Raw genomic sequence first — 21,833 nt, 5'->3', positions numbered from 1 at the left:
TAACTATGACTTTGAGTAGTCGGTGAATTTAATGGTTTGGTTACGCGAGCTTGCCCATGAATCAAAGTTTTCAACTTCATGAAAGAGCGGTTGATTACGCCATTCCTCTTTCGCAACTAAGTCCACTAAGGATTGGGCGAGTTGCATCGGGAAAAATTTAATTCCAATGCGCTCTTTAAAAGCAAGGAAATCGTTAACGAAATCATTCATTCCTTCATTAAGGCTACGGATAATATTATCATGGTTAGCGGCCTTCGCACGTCCTTCGTCCTCTATCGGAATGACGTGACTTTTATTGGGTAAATAGCCAATTATAGTCGCGTGCGGCGCGGAGAAGAAAAGTTCAGCAACAATGCGATTTTCATAAATCTTGTCTACGGTATATTGTCCAGCAGATTGATTACTAATTAATGCTTTCATATTTAGCGTAGCATCACGACGTTGTCTCTCTGGCGTATTTGCTAAACAGAAATAATACCCAATGACTTCAACATCCATAAATGTACTGACAGCATTTACAAATGCTTCTTGAGTGGTGCCGCTCCAGCCCACATCAACCATCGCAAGCACATCGCCGGGTTTTATACCCATGCCAGTCAAGTACATAAAGAGGCCACGACGCGTTTGTTGGCACACTTTAAGTATTTCAGTGCGATAACCCACGATGAACTTTCTCACTAACTCGACATTGCTGTGCGAAATTATTGTATCGCAAGGTATACCTAGTCCATTCATAACCTCTTCGCTTGGCGGTTCTACGCCAATTCGCTCTAACAGTTCACCAGGTGATAAGCCATCAGAACCTGATAACAGGAAAGGAATATGGTTCATGAAATTTTCTTCAGTAATAACTGCTAAACTAAAAGCAATTCGCGACCCAAGAAAATAATGAAAATCAGGCAGTTCTTTTTTAAGATACTTACTCGCAAGCTTTTCAAGTGAAAAACCATCTCGCGAGATAAAAAGCAATTTAGTTACCCTATCATGAATACATTGCTGCTGTATCCACTTTAAAAAACCCCATGTAGCGGGTGCCTGATATTTATAACCCAACTCACTGAAAGTCCCTATAGCAATGCGATCATCAAATCGCGAGCGATATAATCCATTCGCGATGGAGTGTATAAGCGAATGGTCTTTTGATTTATTCTGCAGATGTACTGGATTGTAATGCCATGTAGAAAGGCCTTTTTCAGAAGGACGAATAACATCTGCGGTTTGATTGTCACCAATATGAAGTATATTCTGAGGCTCAACCTTGAAATCTGAGATGATTTTCAGAAAAATTTCACCAAAATCTCTTTTTGTAGAATTTTGATCCGCAGATATGTAGAGCGGCACCTGTTTAACATTAAATTTATCAAGTGCATCTTTAAAGAAATTTTCACCAAAATACATATCAGAGGTAATAACAACGTGTTTACCCTGATTAATCATTTCATTGAAGAACGCGAGCATAGGTGGGTTAGGCTCCACTAAACTTAGCTCAATATCGATTTCGGCTTGCTGCAAGACGGTTCTTAGCTCACCAGCTTCAACAAAATTATCATATATATTATCTAATGTAATTTCTTTACGCCCATTCTTGATCATTTCTTTAAAAGCTTCAGTTTGAGCTTTACGGCGTAATTGTCTGAAATTAGGAAAATCGAATTTATACCCAATTAGATCAAAAGCATCTTCAGGATCATCTAAAGGGCGAGTATATAAGGTATCAAAGAAATCAAAAGAGATAACCTGAGAGCTTTCAGCTAAAAACTCAAGTTTATAAATTTCCTGTTCGTTCCCAAGCGTTTCGATCAAAGCGTGCATGCTAGAATTGTCCATTATTTCATGATCTCGAAGTTATATCCATTAGGTGCCAAGTTTCGATTAAAATATGGGTCAAATTGATAGTAGTAAGAATGCTTAATATTCAACCTATTCAATTCACCTTTAAGACGCAGCGCTTTAGTTTCATCAATATGGTCTATACCACGTGAAATAGATTCATGATGAATTAGTGTAACGGCTTGACACATGATGTTGTGATACCCCTCTTTGCTGAGCGACATACAGATATCAACGTCATTGTAAGCGACCGGGAATGTCTCATCAAAGCCGGAAACTGCTTCGAATTTTTTACGTTCTATCATCATACAGGCACCCGTCACGATAAGCCAATTGTACTCGACCTGATTACGTAAGAAATAGCCTGGATATTCTTTATGTTGACGCAGGAATGCATGGCTAGGTCCATTACGTAAATTCAGCACGCCAGAATGTTGAATGGTTTTTCCATCGCCATAAAGCAGTTTTGCGCCCACTGCACCTACATGCGGTAGCTGAGCAAAACCGACCATACGTTCGAGCCAATCATCATGCACTACTTCAGTATCATCATTCAGGAAGAGGAGAACATCGCCGGTTGCATTTTTTACACCGTGATTATTTAACTCTGAGAAGTTGAAAGGTATATCATGCCTAATAACGGTGATTTTATCATGCGCATTCAGACTCTGCAGAAGCGCAACAGTTTTTTCATTAACTGAACCATTATCAACGATGATGATTTCATAATTCTGGTACAGGGTGTGATTCAATATTGAATTCACACAGCTGTTCAATACAGCTTGATTATCTCTGGTGGGAATGATAATTGAGACCAGAGGATCATTTACAGGCTTATAATTAACACGAAAATAGCCGTGGTAGTTAGGCAACTCTTCAACAACTCCAGCACATCCACGACGTTCTAAGGCTTGCTCACGCACTGCTTTCGACGCTGCAAGAACGTAAGATTTAGCCGTAATATCTGATGCAATTGAAGCTGGTATAATGCGCCAGTGATATAATACTTTTGAAATATGACTAATTTTAGCTGTTTTCTCAGAAACACGTAGGACAAAATCCCAATCCTGGCATCCGTCAAATTCAGAGCGTAGGCCACCTATTTCTCGAGCGAGTTGAGTCTTGACACAAGATACGTGACACGTATACATCGTACTCATCATCGTATCAGGGGACCAATCGGGTTTGAAATGAGGTTGGGTGAAATTACCTTCTGGGGTGAGCTTATCTTCATCGCTATAAATAAAGTCAGGCGATTCAAGGTTAATACATTTCACTATTTCGAAAAGGCAGTCTGGCGTTAACTCATCATCGTGATCCAAGAAGACAATGTATTCTCCAGTAGTATTATCAATCCCAACATTGGTTGCTCCGGCAATACCTTTATTTTCATGAAGATGCACAACCTTTATTCTTTTATCATTCTGAGCTGCACGATGAAGCAGTGGTTTAATTTCTGGTTGGGGGCTAGCGTCGTTAATCAGTAACAACTCCCAATTCGTATACCACTGTTTACTCACTGATGAGAGCATAAGTTCAAAAAGCTCAGTTGGGGTGTTATATATCGGCACAACAATTGAAATTTTCGGCTTTACAGCTAGTTTAGAAACTGTCTCATCGAAGTAAAAAGGTTTATTCGGAGGAATATAAACATATTCGTCAGGTACTGCAGAAAAAGCATAACCCCTTTGAGCATCATAATTTATAAATACATTATCACATGTATTTCCTACAACTGGAGCATGTGTCGAGATCGCATTAAAATGGGGGTGATTTCTAAATCCTTTTGGATAAATTCTCATCGCAATGGTAAGCGCTTTAAGCTGATATTTAGCTGGGATGCGTTGATAGGTTTTTTTTGCGATGTGACGCAATGTTTTTTTAGCTGTGTTCACTGAGCCATTATTATCCGCATGCCGTTTTACTTTTCTTAAAACCGAGAAGGATTTTATTTTAACAACTTGTAGGGATTTAAAACCTAATGTAAATAATCTTCTCAGTGCTACTCTAATTCGCTCAGGAAGGTGGCGACTGATAATGCGTAGTGGAGATGTAACTTTCCAACTTACAGAACTTAAAATATTCTGCATATCAAAATGATAGTTATTTAATTTATTCTGCTGTTGAATATTTTCGCTAAGAATTAATTTATTAACTCTTTCAAGCTCCTTTAACCTCTCATTAAGTTGATGAATCTGATTCATCAACTCACGATTTTCAGACTGTCCATCGTCTAAATTCTTTATTTTATTCTTTAATGCTACTAAATTATTGTTGAGCGTTTCTTTTTCTGCTTCATGCTCTGCTTGTGCGACTTCAAAAATATTGACATTTATAAGTTTTTTGGCACGAATAACCAAAGGTAATGATTTTAGATCATTATATAGTTTCACCTCATCTGACAATTGCACTTTAGCAAGGAATTTGGCTTCTTTCTTTAAATACAAATCAAGATGAGTTCTATCAACTTGCAAATGCATTTCATTCAAAATGATAAAAGTCAGTTCTGCAATATTCGACGTTGGGCAATTTACACTATGGCTTACAGAAGTCATTCTTAACAATGAATGATAAATACCACGGAATACAACATACCCTAGAGTAGGCTTATCCGTCTCCCATTCCAGATCAAAAATTTTGGACTCACCTTTTGCCGCAGTCACAATATTAAATGGAAGCGCATCCTGATACGAATCGGGAAAAATGGTATCTTTAGTATACGCATTCACTTCCCCAGCTTTTACGAGTAATTTAGAAAGCCACTTATTTGCCCATTCTGAAATATAAGAGATATGCCAATCAGGTTTATTTAGGCCATGCAGTAATTCGAACCACAGAGAATCCCCTCTAAAAAACTCACTAAAGTGGGCCATGTGGCTTTCATTTTCACCGTTTTCAAGCGCTTTACTCGTAACTTTAACTTTTAAATCATCGTCATTGAAATGATGAAACTGAGTGACCTTACGGAAACCTGATAATCTATCATCAGAAAAGTGAATAGCTGCAATATCTTCTGAACCATAATCAAACGGTGCTTTTGCAGCAACCATTAGAAATGAATTTGCTAAATCAGCGGCGAGATTGTTATTCCAAACGTTGCGCATGCCCTGTTCAGCAGAGAAAATATGTTCAAATCCAAGCTGTGGATCTTTATGAATACTTTCAACTGCAAGTTGACAGAGATCAGACGCATGTTCACGCCATCCTAAAGGCGTAACTACCGATGTAGGAAGCTTATAGTCCGGCAGCGGTAGATATTCATCAAGATGATTAAATCCATGAGAATTAAGTAGTGTCTTTAGTTCATTACGCCCAAAAGTCACCACACTAGTGTCGGTGTAAGAATTATTTATTCCGAACATAGGCTGGTTTACATGGTCTTCATGTGCTCCAGCAAAGTATTTGATGCCAAGTTTGTTCTCTATCGCTACAAATAACTTCCCATCTTCATACAAGCGTTCATGGCACTCAGCAAGTAACGTCTCTTCACCTTTAGGGCCGACAAAAACGCGAGCGTACTCAAGAACGCCGATTAATAGCACAAAGTCGAACTTTCCTAAATCAGGAAGCTTATCTGCTGGATTACAGATAATCTCTACGTTTTTAAGATCGCGACAACGGGTGCGTGCAATTTGTGCCCGACGGAAACTGCCTTCAACTGAGACAACGTGCGCCCCCGCTTCACCTAGAAAACGCGTTATTGCACCGCAGCCACATCCAATCTCCAAGATTCGTTTATTTTCGAAGATATTTTCAAAAGGACGTAAGAGATTTGAGCGTCGTGGACTGAGATGATAAGTAGAAGGCCAGTCGACCATTTTTGTCGTTAGCTCATCAGAATCAACGCTTAAATCAGAAGCTTCTTTTAGAACATTAAGAAGATAGTTTTCGGCATCATCACCATCATTATAGGCGAATTCTTCAATTTTCTCTGGATGCCAAATCCCTATATCACTATTAAGATAAAAGCCCGATTTTTCTAAAACATTTTTGATGTTAGTATTCAACTTTTATTCTCGCATTTAGATCAACCAGCCCTGTGAATTTTGCAACAGGTCCTGTTGTAATATGAATTGAGTCATAACGACGATCGTGAGGGATAATTTCACCAAGGGTATTACTGCTAGCAACACCCACTGATATAAAGTAGTCACCTTCGAATAATATATTATCTACTTTGAATGATATAATTAACTCGGAACCTTCTTTCCCTTCATCGATGATCTCAACTGATTGCCATTCTGAGTTTGTATTGTAAATTGTTACGCCATCTTTTGTTTTAATTGCAAAACCAAAAATTGGGCGAAATACTTTACTAATAAACTTAATTCTAAACGCTATATCAAATTCTTGATTGGGTTCAAACGTTGAGGGATACGCTCTCTCTCCCTGCTCGATGTAAAAATCTTTGATTAATGCGGCTTCATCGCCCCAACGATATTCATTTGGACTATAGTTTGGTCTTTCCTCGAATTTTCCGCCGAGTAATTTACTGTATCTGCTCGTCTCAGCTTTACTTTGGATTTCTCGATCTAGACGTTCTAACTCGCCTTTAGACGCTTCTTCTATTTGTGTGTCAACGATTGTTCTTTCTGCATTGCTTCCACTTTTTTTACCAAATAGAATATCTAGATACTGGTTTACAATATCTTTTGGCTTTCCAATCGCCTGTGCCACTCCGCTATTAAGTAAAATAGCGCTATCGCAATGCGTAACGATTTGTTCTGTCGCATGAGATACAAATAAAATTGAGGCGCCATTCTCTTTCAACTTTTTGAGCCGAGCAAAACATTTGGCTTGGAATTTTGCATCACCGACAGCAAGCGCTTCATCAACAATTAGGATTTCTGGATCGATTTGGGCCTGCACGGAGAATGCTAAGCGAACCAGCATTCCGCTTGAATAAGCCCTTACTGGGGAGTCAATGAAGTGGCCAATATCTGCAAATGAGAGAATATCATCAAGTTTGTTGTCAGTTTCTTCTTTTGTCAGCCCCAGCAAAGACGCATTAAGGTAAACATTTTCTCTGCCCGTAAAATCATTGTTAAAACCCGCGCCCAGTTCGAGCAGTGCCGCGACTCTTCCACTGACATTGATCTGACCAGTGCTTGGGCTTAACGTTCCCGCGATTATTTGTAGTAGTGTAGATTTACCTGAACCATTTCGTCCCACTATCCCCATGGTTTGGCCACGAGGTAGCTCGAAGGAGATATCGCGCAATGCCCAGAAATCATTATGGTAAATACGCGCTTCTCGGCCCAGGGCATTATCGATACGCGGGAATAGAAATTGTTTAAGTCTTTGCGTCGGATTTTCGTATACTTTAAAACATTTACTGACGCCATTAACTTCTATTGCATTATCTTTAAAGGACATCGGCAAAGCCCTTTCTTGTTTTCTGGAACCAAAAGAAACATAGCCACATTAAACATAGAGCAGCAATTGAGTAGAGTGCTAATCCTGTAAAATCAGGCATTTTCCCCCAGATAATTACATTTCTTGACTGCTCAATAATGAATGTTAGTGGATTTAGAATAATAACATGCTGAAATTTTTCAGGCAGCGCACTGACTGGATAAAATATTGGCGAAAGAAACATTAAGATCATAGTGAGAATCGCTATGGTTTGCCCCACATCCCGTATGAACACGCCTAGTGAAGAAAGAAACCATGACAGACCGACAGAGACTATAATTAATGGGAAGAACACCAGCGGTATAAAAATTACCGTCCAATGAATAAAGCCATTAAAAATAAAAAAGGCACTTAATAACACAATCAAACTGATTATAGAGTGAAATAAAACTGAAGCAATGCTTGTTACCGATAGTGTTTCTAGCGGAAATATAACTTTTTTAACATAGTTCACATTCCCCAATATCAGCGTTGGTGCGCGCATTAGCGTTTCCGCAAACAACGTATGAACTATCAACCCTACAAATAAAATTATGGCGAAATCTGACTTCGACTCGCTTACTGAACCGGTTCCCCAGCGTGCTTTGAATACTACCGAAAAAACAAATGTGTAAACCGTTAACATCAGAACAGGATTAATAAAAGACCACAGTACTCCCATAAATGAGCCACGATATCGCCCTGTAATCTCGCGCTTTGTCATCTGATAAATTAAATGTCGGTTTGCAATGATACTTCTTAACAAAACGATAATCGATGTAGATTTTACTGAGTGCGGGTCCATAATGAATCCATTAATATTCGGCTACTTGCGCCCTAAATCTACGCGTATGAATAGCGAATTTATTTAAGGCTGTTAAAGTCACAACTAAACGAGCTGAGAAAGTTTCTTACCCTGCTGATCTTTAACGGATAACAGGGGTGATTCAACAGGCCATTCAATGCCAACCTCAGGATCGTTCCACAATAAACAGCCTTCACTTCCTGGGTCGTAGTAGTTGGTGCACTTATATTCAAAATCGGCAAAGTCTGATAACACCACGAAACCGTGCGCCAGGCCCGGTGGGATCCAAAATTGCGTTTTGTTTTCTTCTGACAAGATGACGCCAACCCACTGTTTGAAAGTGGCAGATTCAGGGCGAATATCTACCGCAACATCGAAGACTTCCCCTCTTACTACGCGAACAAGCTTGCCCTGCGGATTAACACGTTGGAAATGCAGGCCACGCAGTACGCCCTTGGCAGAACGCGAATGGTTGTCCTGTACGAAATCACCTTTGATATTCAGCGCTTCGAGGTAACGTTCTTTCTGAAATGTCTCGAGGAAAAAGCCCCTTTCGTCGCCAAACACCTTCGGTTCAATGATTTTTACATCAGCAATTTTGGTATCAATAATATTCATTAAATTTTTCCGTTATAGAGCGCCATTAGATACTTACCGTACTCGTTCTTTAGCAACGGTTGCGCCAGCTCCTTGAGCTTTTCCGCATCAATAAAGCCCATGCGATAAGCAATCTCTTCTGGGCAGGCAACTTTCAGCCCTTGGCGGGTTTCAATCGTCTGAATAAAGTTGTTCGCTTCCATTAAGCTCTGATGCGTTCCGGTATCAAGCCACGCATGCCCACGTCCCATGATAGAGACAGAGAGTTCGCCCTTCTCAAGGTAGAGGTTGTTGATATCAGTAATTTCCAGCTCACCCCGTGGAGAAGGTTTAAGATTCTTAGCCAGTTCAACAACGCTGTTGTCATAGAAATAGAGACCGGTCACTGCATAGTTGCTTTTTGGCTCAGCGGGTTTCTCAACCAGTGAAATTGCTTTTCCGGTTTTGTCGAATTCAACCACGCCATAACGCTCTGGATCATGAACACGATAAGCAAAGACGGTTGCGCCCTGCTCTTTACTCGAAGCATCTTCAAGCTGTTTATGCAGGTCGTGACCATAGAAGATGTTGTCACCGAGAATCAGCGCACAGTTGTCGTCGCCAATAAATTCCTCACCCAGAATGAATGCTTGAGCCAAACCATCTGGGCTTTCCTGGACGACATACTGCAGATTCAGGCCCCACTGCGAGCCATCACCCAGCAGACTTTCAAAACGTGGCGTATCTTGCGGGGTGCTAATGATCAAAATGTCGCGGATACCGGCGAGCATCAGAGTGCTTAACGGGTAATAGATCATTGGCTTGTCATAGATGGGTAATAACTGCTTGCTCACCGCCATCGTGACCGGATACAAACGCGTGCCTGAACCGCCCGCCAGAATGATTCCTTTTTTACTTTTCACAACGATTATCCTTGAATTTTTGCAAGACCAAAAATGACTCAGCTATAAAGCTCATCCAACATACGAATAACTCCACGTTGCCATTCTGGCAGTGTGAGGTCGAATGTTGTTGTCAGTTTTTCAGTATTAAGCCGGGAGTTAGATGGGCGCTTTGCGGGAGTGGGAAACGCTGCCGTATCTACAGTATTGATTGCCGTGACCTTAAGCGGCAGCCCCTTGTCACGTACATAGCCAATCACTAATTCTGCATAAGCGTGCCAGGTGGTAACGCCAGAGGCAATCAGGTTATATACGCCTGATTTTTCCGGGTGGGACAACGTTGATTTAATAGCATGCGCGGTACAGTCAGCGATCAGTTCTGCACCGGTTGGCGCTCCGAATTGATCATTGATAACCGCCAGCGTTTCACGTTCCTGAGCCAGACGGATCATGGTTTTGGCGAAGTTATTACCTTTCGCTGCATAGACCCAGCTGGTGCGGAAAATCAGATAGTTTGGCGCATTGGCGATGATGGCTTCTTCACCTTGACGCTTAGTTTTGCCATAGGCATTAAGAGGAGAAGTCATGTCATCCTCTCTCCACGGACGATCACCGCTTCCGTCGAAAACGTAATCTGTCGAGTAATGGACCAGCAAAGCATTTACATCACGCGCCGCGCAAGCTAACGCTTCAACACTGATGGCATTAATTAGCTCGGCATTGTTCAAATCGCTTTCGGCTTTATCCACTGCGGTATAAGCAGCAGCATTAACAATGACATCCGGTTGAGTATCACGAACGGTCTTGGTTATACCTGCTGGGTTGGTCAGGTCACCACAATGTTCGCTTGAATGCCGATCCAGTGCGATAACCTCACCCAATGGTGCTAGCGATCGTTGAAGTTCCCAGCCAACCTGGCCGTTCTTACCCAGTAGCAAGATTTTCATTAGCTGCGCTTCTCATAGTTTTGTTCAATCCAGTTCTGATAGGCACCGCTTTTAACATGCTCAACCCATTCATGATTATCCAGATACCACTGCACGGTTTTACGCAAACCGGTTTCAAAGCTTTCCTGCGGTTTCCATCCCAGCTCGCGCTCAATCTTCGATGCATCAATCGCATAACGACGGTCATGGCCAGGACGGTCACCCACGTAAGTAATTTGCTGAGCGTAAGGCGTTTCTTTAGGGCGTAACTCATCTAACAACTCACAAACCTTGTGGACGACCTCAAGGTTTTGCTTTTCATTGTGGCCGCCAATGTTGTAAGTCGTGCCGGTTTTCGCCTGGGTAACGACGGTATATAAGGCGCGTGCGTGATCTTCTACATAGAGCCAATCACGGATTTGATCTCCCTTGCCATAAATTGGCAAAGGCTTGCCTTCTAATGCATTGCTGATGATGAGTGGGATGAGTTTTTCCGGGAAATGGAATGGGCCATAGTTATTCGAACAGTTGGTCACCACAATAGGCAAGCCATAAGTACGACCCCAGGCACGCACCAGGTGGTCACTGGCGGCTTTGGTTGATGAATATGGACTGCTTGGCGCATAAGGCGTTTCTTCAGTGAACATAGGAAGTTCGCCTTCCATTTCATCGGGATGTGGCAAGTCACCATAGACTTCATCAGTTGAAATGTGATGAAAACGGAAAGCGCTTTTACGATCATCGGGCAAGGCCATCCAGTATTGGCGACTGGCTTCAAGCAGAGCATAAGTACCCACAACGTTGGTTTGCACAAACTCTGCAGGCCCAGTGATAGAGCGGTCGACATGACTTTCGGCCGCTAAATGCATCACAGCATCAGGCTGATGTTCATTGAAAACTTTAGCCAGTGCGACGCCATCGCAGATATCAACCTGGCAAAATGCATAACGCGGACTGTCACTCACCGTTTTCAGTGACTCAAGATTGCCCGCATAGGTCAGCTTATCAACATTAATGACCTCATCACTGGTGTCATTGATAACATGACGCACCACAGCTGATCCGATAAAACCTGCACCACCAGTAATTAAAATCTTCATAACGTTGGGCTATTCCTGACATTGCGGCCGGGAGCTCCCGGCCAGAGGGGAAAAAGTATTCGCTACATAAGCAACAGGCAAAGCTACCGCCCTTGGGTTACAGCTCCCAACCTGCTGATGTGTAAAAATCACCTTTAAGCATAGTGCCTATTTTCAATCTCTCGCACTATCTACTTGAAATAATTTTAATTCTTTAGCAATGTTTAGAAAGAATTAATAGTTTCGCAACTTGAACTTTACCATTGTCGCGAACTGAACTCGACCCATATGGCCTCCGCCATTTAGCGATGGTTCACTATTTAACCGTTTGTGCGATTGCTTAATTGAAGGATCGTCTACCTGCACGCATTTGGAAGCAATCAGAAAGTGACGAAAAAAAGAAGTGGGTCAAATGAGGGGCAAAAAAAAGCGGACATAACGTCCGCTTGATGGTGTGAAGATTATTTAAACCCATCCGGGTTCTTCGACTGCCAGTTCCAGGTATCGCGCATCATCGCATCGATGCCACGCGTCACACGCCAGTCCAGCTCATTATTCGCCAGAGTCGCATCAGCCCAGAACGCCGGTAAATCGCCATCACGACGCGGTTTAAACTCAAACGGGATCGCCTTGCCGGATGCCTTCTCAAAGGCTTTAATCATCTCCAGCACTGAGAACCCTACCCCGCCGCCGAGGTTATACGCTTTGTAGCCTGTCACTTTCGGCAGATGATCCAGTGCCTTCAGGTGGCCTTCGGCCAAATCCACCACGTGGATGTAGTCGCGCTGCGCAGTGCCATCTGGCGTGTCATAGTCATCGCCAAACACGCCCAGTTTCTCCAGACGCCCAATCGCCACCTGCGCAATGTACGGCAGCAGGTTGTTAGGAATACCGGTTGGGTCTTCGCCAATCTCGCCAGACTCATGCGCGCCCACTGGGTTGAAGTAACGCAGTGCGATGGCTTTGAAATTGGGATCCGCTTTCGCGAAATCGCGCATCACGAATTCGATCATCAGCTTAGAAGTGCCGTACGGGCTGGTGGTGCCACCGATTGGTGTGGTTTCCACGTAAGGAACCGGGGCATCGGCGCCGTATACGGTCGCTGACGAGCTGAAAATGAAGTTCCACACGCCTGCAGCGCGCATCTCTTCGAGCAACACCACGGTGCCCGCAACGTTGTTCTCGTAATATTCCAGCGGCATGCGGGTCGATTCACCCACTGCTTTCAACGCCGCGAAGTGAATCACAGCCGAAATGTCGTTAGCCGCAAACAAGTCACGCAGGCAAGCGCGATCGCGGATGTCGCCTTCAACGAACACCGCTTTCTTGCCGGACAGCTTTTCCACGCGATTGATGGCTTCGCGCGAAGCATTGCAAAGGTTATCCAGGACCACAACGTCGTCGCCGCGCTCTAACAGCGCCAGCACCGTATGGGAGCCGATGTAACCCGCTCCGCCCGTTACCAAAATAGCCATGTGTACTCCTTTAAACCGCGCAAACGGCGCGGCATGAGAATGGATTATTTCGCCAGGATTTTCTGGATAGCTTCGCGGAAATCACGACCCTGAGCGTTGTTACGCAGGCCGTAAGAAACGAAGGCCTGCATGTAGCCCATTTTTTTACCACAATCGAAGCTGGTACCTGTCAGCAATTGTGCATCAACCGGTTTTTTCTTGCTGAGAGAAGCAATCGCATCGGTCAGCTGAATACGGCCCCATGCGCCTGGCTCGGTCTTTTCCAGTTCAGCCCAGATATCGGCAGAGAGGACATAGCGGCCCACCGCAGTCAGGTCAGAATCTAACTGGCCCGCTTCCGGTTTTTCGATGATGTTAGTGATGGTGCTGATATCGCCTGGGTTATCAATCGCCGTTTCGGTGGTTAACACACCATATTCGGTCAGATCTTCACCCGGCATATGCTTCGCCAGAACCTGTGAACGACCGGTCTCTTCGAAACGCGCAACCATCGCGGCAAGGTTATAACGCAGGTGGTCAGCGGTTGAATCGTCCAGCAGCACGTCTGGCAACACGACAACAAACGGGTTATCGCCGATCATTGGGCGAGCACAGAGTACAGAGTGCCCCAGACCCAGCGGGTTCGCCTGGCGCACGTTCATGATGGTCACGCCCGGCGGACAAATTGATTGCACTTCGCTCAGCAGCTGGCGCTTAACGCGCGCTTCAAGCAGCGCTTCCAGCTCATAAGTAGTATCAAAGTGGTTTTCCACTGCATTTTTGGAAGCATGGGTGACCAGCACAATCTCCTTGATGCCCGCAGCGACGCACTCGTCAACAATGTATTGAATCATTGGTTTATCGACGATTGGCAGCATCTCTTTCGGGATAGCTTTTGTTGCAGGGAGCATATGCATACCGAGACCCGCAACCGGGATTACTGCTTTAAGCTTGGTCATATTTATTCCATTTCATGAAGTGAATACGTGGGGTCGATTATGCAGGATCGGCCGGTGCAGCAAGTATAATCTTAATCTGAAAAACCGGCACTAACTCTCTGTCACGACATCAAAAATCGGAAAAAAACCCCTCCACCGCTTCGCCTAACACGCCGAAAATGAACCGGCTAAACTGCTGAAAAACCGTGAGAGGAGGATGGAAAAAGCACACACGATAAGGCCAGTGATTTGCAGAATGAATGCAGAGGATTTTGACGAGGGTGTGAGGTTTTGATTACGCATACAGGATGGCGAGCGGGAAAACGTAGCGGTGCCATTTACAGCACCGCTACGGATTGATACGAAGATAGAGGGGATACTTAAAGCCAGCCCTCAAACCACTCCGGCATCACAAATAGATTGAAGTGATTCACCACCACCATCAGGCCAACAAACACCACAGATACGGAGACCCACTGGCGTGCATACGGCATAAAGCGGATACCAATAACCGGCTTAATAAAGAAAGGATGCGCGAAGGCCGAGATCAGTACCTGAGAAATCGACAGCGTCAGCGCGACATACAGGACGTTAGGCCAGATGTAAGTGGTTGCCAGCACCACCACGACCACCAGGCTCGCCACGATATTCCAGTAAAATTCGACATTGGTTTTGCCATTCGCCTGCGAAATCGCCCCGGTTAAGCCGCCCATAGGACGAAGCATTCCAAACAGCAGCATCAGCGGAATCAGATGGTAAACCTGCTCATGTGATGCGCCATACAGCACGCGGACAATCACCGGAGACAGAATGCCGATCGCCAGATACATCAGACTACTGAACAACATGATGACGAAGGTGCCTTTCAGGAACAGCTTTTTCAGCTGCTCCGGATCGTGCTGTTTCTCCGCGAAACGAGGCAGAGCCAGACGGTTAATCACCGGGGAGACCAGTTTCAACGGCTGCAGAACCAGTTCTTTGGCTAGTGAATAGATACCCAGCATTTCCGCGCCCATCACTTTACCCACAATCAGGGCATCCGCTTGGGTGCGCAACTGGTTGATGGTCTGGGAGCCAAGCTGGTAAATGCCGTAACGCACCGCGCTGAAGAAGGTTTTTGCTTCAAACTCCCACGTCGGACGCCACGACTTCTCTCCGAAGTAGATCATGCACAGAATGCGCGTAAAGGCATTGATAAACAGCCCAAGAATGGCCGCCGCTACCGTGAGCGACGTTAAATACAGCATCGCTACGGTGCAAATGAACGCGAACAGCTTGGTTCCCATCTCAATCTTCGCCAGCGTCACCATGCGTTTGGACTTCACATAGTGCGCCTGATACTGCGACAAGTGCCCCAGCACCAGGAAGTTGAGGCTGGTGAGCATAATCAGCCCGGTCAGTTCTGGCAGGTGATAGAACCACGCCACCGGGAAGGCAATCGCCAACATAATCAGGCCGGTGCATAAGCTGAGCGAAACGTTCACCCAATAAATGGTACTTTGCTGACGGCGATTGATGTCCTGACGATGCACGATGTAGCTGCTCATCCCCATATCCTGCAATACCGTCGCCACGGCGAGGATAGCATTGATGATGGCCAATAAGCCCAGCTCATGCGTTTCCAGCTTACGCGCCAGTACGCTGAGCTGTAACACCTGCAACAACGCTGCAAAGCAGGTACTGCCAAACAGCCAGACGGCCTGTTTTTTTAATCCGCTCACACCATTTGCTCCAGAATTTTAGCCAGCTCGCCATAGGCAATGTGCTGATTGAACTCGGTTTCCACTTTTTGACGCGCAGCGGCGACAACGGGCGCGACATCCACATCGCCACGCGATAAACGCAGCAGCGTTTGTGCCAACTCCTCGGCGTCATTTTCAGAAACCAACCAACCGCTGACATTGTTCTGAATCAGCTCTGGAATACCGCTGTGATAGGTCGAGACCACCGGTAGCCCCACCGCCATCGCTTCCATCAGCGCCACCGGAATTCCCTCCATGTCGCCGTCAGCCGCCGTTTTAGACGGCAGCAGGAAGATATCGGCATCATTGAGCGCCTGGCGAATCTCATCTTGCGGCTTGAAACCTGGCATGGTGACAAACTCTTCCAGGCCAGCACGGGCAATATGTTCGCGCATCATGCCATCTTGCTCACCGTTGCCGATGATGGTGAACTGGAACTGCCCACCGTTATCCCGCAGGATTTCGCTGGCTTTAACCGCCACATCCAGCCCTTTCTTCTCCGTGAGGCGCGCCACCGAGACGATGCGCAACGGTTGGTGAAAGGCCTCACGCGGCGTGAAGTTAAACTTCTCCGGTTCGATGCCCATGCGCGTCACATGCACCTTCTCGCGTGGGCACCCCATCTCAATCAGCTTGTTCTCCCACAAGTGACTGATCGGTAGCATCAATTCACTCTGTTTGAACAGGTTGACGTAGTCGAGTTTGTGCTCTTCCAGGATGTGATGGCGCGAAATATCGGCGCCGTGGAACACCGTCGCCTGCTTGCCCTTTAACACGCCGAGTTCCCGCAATTTATTGGCCAACGCACCGGCGTAGCCAAAATGCACCAGGAAGACATCCGCGGTAAAAGTCTGCTTGGCATTGGCGACAATCGCGGGCAACAGCAGTTTTTTTGCCTGCGCGCCGTAGCGCCCGACGTTGAGCGATTTGATCAACGCAGGCTTCGCGATTTTCGGCAGCATTAAACCAATACGCTGCGTCAGTTTATCGAGATTCGAGACTTTCTCTTCCGGCAGGAGATAGTGTGTTTTCGCTGCCAGATTGTAATCATCGAACGCGGCGTGGCGATTAATCATATCGCCTGGGAACACGGAGATAATCTCCACGTCATAGCCTGCGTCGATGAAATGCGTCACCTGATTGAGAACAAACGTCTCAGAGGCAACAGGAAAACGCATGGTGAAAAAGGTCAGCTTCATCACTTACCCCAGCACGTTGAGAATTTCTGCCGTAATGCGGTTACCAATTTCACGCTCCTGCTCCACCGCGGTGTCCACTTTGCGCTTCACGTTGTCGTAATCGGCCAGCACGGTTTGTACCCGGTCGATCAGTGAACCGTCCATCAGGCTCTGCACGTCAGTGGCCATTTGCGGCAAGCCAAGCTGGTTCATCACGCCGAGGGATTTGTGCTCGTAATTGATGGCCACAGCCGGTGTACCAAAGTTCATGGAGATAATGGCGGAGTGCAGACGGGTGCCGATGGTCAGATGACAATGGCTCAGCAGGATGCCGAGTTCGAGGTCATTGAACTCGTCCATAATGACGTGATAATGCTCAGGATGGTCGACGTGATCGCGTAGCGTCAGTGCCACCATGCGGTCATCTTTGGCGTAACTGTCGATGCCGGTACAGGTCGAGAAGGCCACCACCTGATAGCCCTCCGCAATCATCGCGTTGATCACTTTACCGAAGGCGGCTTCGTACTCTTTCTGCGTGACTCCGAGACGTTTATCGAACGGTGCCAATTCGCGCACGGTAATGGCAATGGTTTTGCGTGCGCTGATGATGTTTTTCCAGTGCAGCAGATTGTGACTCGGGTTTTCCACATCACGCGCTTTCACCAGGAAGGCGGTATCCACGCCCTTCTTCACCCGGCTGGTGGTGACGCCGTCTTGTTTTAGACGGTCGAAGCTGACTTCTTCACGTAACACCAGGCTATCAACGCGATCAAACACGAAGTTAGCCAGTGCGTTAACGCGAGGATTCTCGAACGGTCCTACCGAGTGACCAATCATGTGCAGCGGCTTTTTCGCCATCAGTGCACAGAGCGCGTGGTCAAACTGGGTAACACCATAAAGATCGACGAAGAACGAGCCGCCCACCTGAATGATCGCATCATACTGCGCGAGACTTTGGGTAAAGGCCGCCAGATGCGGTGGGACGGAAAACGATTTGTACAGGCCGCCTTTACCGAGGTGCGCCATCATGATGTCGGGCATCAAACGGTTCGCCACTTTACGTTTTACGCTGCCCACCAGCCCTTTTGCTGATTTGCTATTGTGCAGAAACAGGGAGTCTTGCTGGATATCCTGCTGCAGTAAGTATCCGGAGCTTGTTGGATAACGGCTAATAACATCAATATCGATGTCCTCACGGGCAGACTGCAATGAATCGATCAGTCCACGCAAAATCGCGCCATCCCCACGATTTCCACAGGTATGGTTTCCCACCAATAAAATCTTCATAAACACTCCAGATAAATTTTTTTAATTTTTACAAGCCGCGCCATTTCCTGAACTGGCAAAGTGAACTCTGTGTAAAAAACTGCTAATGGGAACAATGCCCTAAATTAATGACTTCAAACATTTTGGGTGGCCTAAAGGCCGCACCATAACTACCTGTCTTATCCCCGTAGCGACGCGATTTATCGCGTAAAACTCAATTGCGCCGCTACGGCTTACTGCTGTTATCAGGACTTCAAAGCGAAATACGGCAGAGCAACCTGCTCACCGTTGATCACCACCGATACAAAACCTTTTGGTGCATGTGTATCCACCTGTTCTGGCTTCAATGCGCGAGAGGCAAGCAGCAAGTCGCCCTGCTCATTCCCGCCAATCCCCGCTTTGCCATTATGTAGGCTGAAGCGCTGCGGTGCCTGCTGGCTGCCGCTCGGGGGATTACCCTTATCCATTTTTGCGTCAACGCGCGCACACTGTCCGGTCAGGAATCGGTCCTTCGCAGTACTTTTAATCAGTACTACCGCAGTCGGCGTCCAGCCCGCCAGTTTGACGAAAACTCGGGTGTCCGCTTTGCTGCGCGTTTCAAAGCGCACCTCAAGCACCGGAGAACTGCCCTCTGCTGACCAGCTCGCCTCAGCATTATTGGTTTTGCGTTGCAGTTGAATAACCGCGCGTCCGCCCGTGGTTTTACCGTCGATGACATCCATCAACGGCTGGTTCATCGTGCCGTTGTTGAACTGCGACTGACCAAACACCTCAATCTCCCAACTGTCACCCACGGTCGGTGAGTAGAAGTTCGCTAACTCAAACCAGGTTTCCTGATTGGTGTTATTGCTGAGGCGAAAACGTGAAGTGATGTAGTTGTATTTCAGGCTGCCATCAATCGCGACACCGTAGGATTCAACACGCGTCGAACCCATCTCCCACATGCTTAACCAAGGTTTACCCTGCAGCGAGTTGTCGATCCAACTGCCGGACTGCAGGTTGGTTTGGCGCATATTGAGACGCGAGTTGTGTGCGATCAGTGGGTTCTTACAATCTTCCAGGCTCAGTGCATCGATAATCCACTGACCGTCAGAGATATCACCCGGATGTTCGGTATGTTCAATCCAGCCGTTGTGAATCAGCGACTGCCCGCAGCGTGGCAGATTCAGTACCATGCCGCCCGAGCAGTGCTGTGCGTTGAAGTTGGAAAGCTCAATCGCCGTACTATGATCCCATACGCCGATTTTCTGTCCTGACCAGGTGGCTTTAATCACATCGCCGGTGCAGGATTGGGCATACCACTGGTCAATTTTGCAATCCAGCGTATCCATCAGGCTGAGGCAGACACCACCTACACGATTAAAACGCAGGCTGGCCCCACGGAAGAACTGGCCGCCCGGGCAGGTGTTGTGAAACAGACCTTGTTTGTTCGGGCGCTTGTCGTTGTTGCCGTTGAAATTGAGATTGGAAATTTCGGTCCAGCGTGCATTCACCGAAAAAAGGAATTCGGAACGGCCATCGGATACCAGCGTGGTCGCCGGGAAATAGCCGAAGTTCACCATCGCGCCTGAGATACGGAAGAAGCGCTGTTGTTCATCGCCAAAATCGCAGCCCGAAACAAAGAAGGTGCCCGCTGGGAACTGCACGCAAATCGGCTGGTCGGCGTCTTTTGACCATTGATACATCGCTTTGATAGCCGGCGCAGCATCGGTTTTCCCATCGGCAATCGCGCCAAAGTCAAACAGCGACAGGCGGTTGAAATCTTCCACCACGCGACGCCAGTAAAAACCGTTGCCCGAAAAGATCACCCCACCGTCATCTTTGCCTTCACCGAAAGCACCAACGAACTCACCGCCGCCCACTTCCAAGCCTTCGTGCCAGCTTTTCAGCTTGATCTTCGCCCCCGCAAACAGAGGACGCGTTTTGCGCAGATCATCCACCGAAGGAATTTCACCAATCAACTGATAGCCATTAGGCTGCGCCAGACGCTGGCTAAAGTTGCTTTGGTTAGGACGTGACACATCCGCGATGGAAAACAGCGTGTTTCCCTGATTGTCCTCCACCACCATAGAGTGTGCAGGATTCGCAATTAATGCCGCATTATCGTGGATGAACTGTGCAAAATTACCTTTATTCAGCGCAATAGGCTGGCTGATTTGCGACACTTTGCCGCTGGCGTCACGCAGGAAAACGGGGATTTGTTGACCCGCTTTACTGGCATCCTGGCCCGCCTGACCAATCCATAGTTTGCCCTCAAAGTTCTGCCAGAACTGGGGTGGCATGGTGTAGACATTTTCTGGCGTCAAAATCGGGACATCACCCTGCGGAACGCTCGACGGATCGACAGCTTTCAACGCAGGCTGACCACTTTTTGCGGCATAGCTGGAAAACGCACTCACCGAGAGCGCGGCGACAATGGAGGAGGCTGCAGTCTGCAAGACTTCTCTTCTTTTCATGCTTTAAATCCCGTGGTCATATTGGGCCTTACAGGCCATAAGTGTGATCCCGGAGGCATCTCGCCGTCATACTTCACGCCACTGGGGCGTTGCCTGCTTGCCTTCGCCCCGGTGACTCACCGATGTAAGCGCACTGGGGACTTCAGCACTTGCCGCCTTCCTGCGGCATCAATGATGGGGTTAAACCAATGCGAGCCAGCTTTGTTTGATCTGGTTTCCGTCAAACTTCAGTGCCGTTTCTTTGGTTTTTTCGCTCATGGCATAGAACAGGCCATCGTCGCTGGCCAACTGATCCATGCGCGCCAGGAAGGTGGTTTTGTCGTTCATTGGTACCAGGAAACCGTCTTCGCCATGATTAATGATCTCCTGTGGCCCGGTTGGGCAGTCGTATGCCACGACCGGCAATGACCATGATTTGGCTTCCAGCAACACCAGCGGCAGACCTTCATAGCGTGAGGTCATCAGCGCCATATCGCTGTCGCGATAGTAATCATTGATGTTGCTGACTTTGCCGACGAAATTAACGCTGTCAGTGATGCCCAGTGCCGCAGCCTGATCGTGTAGCTGCTGGCGCAGTTCACCGTCACCCGCAATCACCAGCTTCCATTCAGGATGGGTTTTGCTGAAGTCAGCCCAGATATCCAACAGCAGATCGAAACCTTTTTGATTATCGAGACGGCCCACGGCCAGTGCCTGGCGGCTGCGCGTCTGGCGCTGGAAGGCTTTGTACACCACTGGGTTAGGAATCTGCTTGCTGGCAATATTCCAGCGGCTGAACACCTGATGGTCTTTATCTGTCAGAACAATCACTTGGTCGTAATAACGCAGCAACATCCACTTCAGCAGCTTGATAGGCTTACTGAACGAGTTAATCGCGATGTGCTCACAGGCATAAGCCTTAAAGCGCTTTTTCTTCAGCGCCATCAAATTCCAGAATGCGAACATCACGCTCAGGCGGCCCATGCTGATCAGAAATACGCTGTCGAAACCTTCCTGATGAATACGCGCGACCGCACTTTTAATCGGGTTGCTGTGACCTTCAAAACTGACAATCTCTTTGACGCGTTCGAACGGGTAAAAGGTTTTGCCGTGCCCTTCCAGCGAATAAATGGTGACGGCGTGCTGCTCACCGAGACACTCCGACATGAAATTGCAGATGTTCTCGGTCCCCGCATACGAGTAGGCATCTTTAATCACTAAGACGATCTTTTTCATCTGATTCTTTTCACCTCAATATTCCCAATTCCAGACCCAAGTCATTTGCGTTGCGGCCAGGCAGCAAGTGCG

At 46.8% G+C, this 21,833-nt stretch carries 15 protein-coding genes; all 15 read right to left on the bottom strand.

Features of this window, described 5'->3' with window-relative positions; translation table 11 throughout:
- Positions 1-3: 3 nt before the first annotated feature.
- Positions 4-1,812, bottom strand: coding sequence for an HAD family hydrolase (locus F3J38_RS26660; RefSeq protein WP_167144230.1), 1,809 nt, complete (start codon positions 1,810-1,812; stop codon positions 4-6).
- Positions 1,813-1,826: 14 nt separating this feature from the next.
- Entirely contained in the window at positions 1,827-5,837 is a 4,011-nt protein-coding gene (locus F3J38_RS26655; protein WP_205298422.1) for a glycosyltransferase, read from the bottom strand.
- Entirely contained in the window at positions 5,827-7,206 is a 1,380-nt protein-coding gene (locus F3J38_RS26650) for an ABC transporter ATP-binding protein (RefSeq protein WP_167144228.1), read from the bottom strand. The genes F3J38_RS26655 and F3J38_RS26650 overlap by 11 nt, the downstream gene beginning before the upstream one ends.
- Positions 7,196-8,032: an ABC transporter permease gene (locus F3J38_RS26645; protein WP_370661745.1), complete on the bottom strand. Its 837-nt coding sequence runs from the start codon at positions 8,030-8,032 to the stop codon at positions 7,196-7,198. Before F3J38_RS26645 ends, F3J38_RS26650 begins: the two co-directional genes overlap by 11 nt.
- A gap of 81 nt (positions 8,033-8,113) precedes the next feature.
- A complete protein-coding gene (rfbC, locus tag F3J38_RS26640; protein ID WP_167144224.1) occupies positions 8,114-8,647 on the bottom strand; it encodes a dTDP-4-dehydrorhamnose 3,5-epimerase in 534 nt (177 codons plus the stop codon).
- Complete coding sequence (rfbA, locus tag F3J38_RS26635) at positions 8,647-9,528, bottom strand: glucose-1-phosphate thymidylyltransferase RfbA (protein WP_167144222.1); 882 nt, start codon at positions 9,526-9,528, stop codon at positions 8,647-8,649. The genes rfbC and rfbA overlap by 1 nt, the downstream gene beginning before the upstream one ends.
- A gap of 38 nt (positions 9,529-9,566) precedes the next feature.
- Entirely contained in the window at positions 9,567-10,454 is an 888-nt protein-coding gene (gene rfbD / locus F3J38_RS26630; RefSeq protein ID WP_167144220.1) for a dTDP-4-dehydrorhamnose reductase, read from the bottom strand.
- Entirely contained in the window at positions 10,454-11,533 is a 1,080-nt protein-coding gene (gene rfbB, locus F3J38_RS26625) for a dTDP-glucose 4,6-dehydratase (RefSeq protein WP_167144218.1), read from the bottom strand. Before rfbB ends, rfbD begins: the two co-directional genes overlap by 1 nt.
- 440 nt (positions 11,534-11,973) lie before the next feature.
- The gene (gene galE / locus F3J38_RS26620) at positions 11,974-12,987 is read right to left on the bottom strand and encodes a UDP-glucose 4-epimerase GalE (protein ID WP_167144216.1); all 1,014 of its coding nucleotides are present in this window, start codon (positions 12,985-12,987) and stop codon (positions 11,974-11,976) included.
- A 44-nt stretch (positions 12,988-13,031) separates the two neighbouring features.
- Entirely contained in the window at positions 13,032-13,925 is an 894-nt protein-coding gene (gene galF / locus F3J38_RS26615; RefSeq protein ID WP_167144214.1) for a UTP--glucose-1-phosphate uridylyltransferase GalF, read from the bottom strand.
- 359 nt (positions 13,926-14,284) lie between these two features.
- Positions 14,285-15,625 (bottom strand): lipopolysaccharide biosynthesis protein, encoded by a 1,341-nt coding sequence (locus F3J38_RS26610; protein ID WP_167144212.1) that lies wholly within the window; start codon positions 15,623-15,625, stop codon positions 14,285-14,287.
- On the bottom strand, positions 15,622-16,845 hold the full coding sequence (locus F3J38_RS26605) for a glycosyltransferase (protein ID WP_167144210.1): 1,224 nt from the start codon (positions 16,843-16,845) through the stop codon (positions 15,622-15,624). Before F3J38_RS26605 ends, F3J38_RS26610 begins: the two co-directional genes overlap by 4 nt.
- 3 nt (positions 16,846-16,848) lie before the next feature.
- Positions 16,849-18,111 carry a colanic acid biosynthesis pyruvyl transferase WcaK gene (gene wcaK / locus F3J38_RS26600; RefSeq protein WP_167144209.1) on the bottom strand — a complete coding sequence of 421 codons (1,263 nt, stop codon included), beginning with the start codon at positions 18,109-18,111 and terminating at the stop codon, positions 16,849-16,851.
- Positions 18,112-18,335: 224 nt separating this feature from the next.
- On the bottom strand, positions 18,336-20,546 hold the full coding sequence (locus F3J38_RS26595) for a phage tailspike protein (protein ID WP_167144206.1): 2,211 nt from the start codon (positions 20,544-20,546) through the stop codon (positions 18,336-18,338).
- Between the two features lie 180 nt (positions 20,547-20,726).
- On the bottom strand, positions 20,727-21,761 hold the full coding sequence (locus F3J38_RS26590; RefSeq protein WP_167144204.1) for a glycosyltransferase: 1,035 nt from the start codon (positions 21,759-21,761) through the stop codon (positions 20,727-20,729).
- Positions 21,762-21,833 lie beyond the last annotated feature (72 nt).

It is taken from the genome of Candidatus Pantoea formicae, assembly GCF_011752625.1.
Lineage (GTDB): Bacteria > Pseudomonadota > Gammaproteobacteria > Enterobacterales > Enterobacteriaceae > Pantoea > Pantoea formicae.
This window is presented reverse-complemented; position numbering and strand designations above follow the sequence as displayed.

Coding starts and splice junctions, on each gene's coding strand:
- F3J38_RS26605 (WP_167144210.1), bottom strand. CDS start 16,845: ATGAAGCTGACCTTTTTCACCATGCGTTTTCCTGTTGCCTCTGAGACG.
- F3J38_RS26650 (WP_167144228.1), bottom strand. CDS start 7,206: ATGTCCTTTAAAGATAATGCAATAGAAGTTAATGGCGTCAGTAAATGT.
- galF (WP_167144214.1), bottom strand. CDS start 13,925: ATGACCAAGCTTAAAGCAGTAATCCCGGTTGCGGGTCTCGGTATGCAT.
- rfbB (WP_167144218.1), bottom strand. CDS start 11,533: ATGAAGATTTTAATTACTGGTGGTGCAGGTTTTATCGGATCAGCTGTG.
- wcaK (WP_167144209.1), bottom strand. CDS start 18,111: ATGAAGATTTTATTGGTGGGAAACCATACCTGTGGAAATCGTGGGGAT.
- F3J38_RS26660 (WP_167144230.1), bottom strand. CDS start 1,812: ATGCACGCTTTGATCGAAACGCTTGGGAACGAACAGGAAATTTATAAA.
- galE (WP_167144216.1), bottom strand. CDS start 12,987: ATGGCTATTTTGGTAACGGGCGGAGCGGGTTACATCGGCTCCCATACG.
- rfbC (WP_167144224.1), bottom strand. CDS start 8,647: ATGAATATTATTGATACCAAAATTGCTGATGTAAAAATCATTGAACCG.
- F3J38_RS26590 (WP_167144204.1), bottom strand. CDS start 21,761: ATGAAAAAGATCGTCTTAGTGATTAAAGATGCCTACTCGTATGCGGGG.
- F3J38_RS26595 (WP_167144206.1), bottom strand. CDS start 20,546: ATGAAAAGAAGAGAAGTCTTGCAGACTGCAGCCTCCTCCATTGTCGCC.
- rfbD (WP_167144220.1), bottom strand. CDS start 10,454: ATGAAAATCTTGCTACTGGGTAAGAACGGCCAGGTTGGCTGGGAACTT.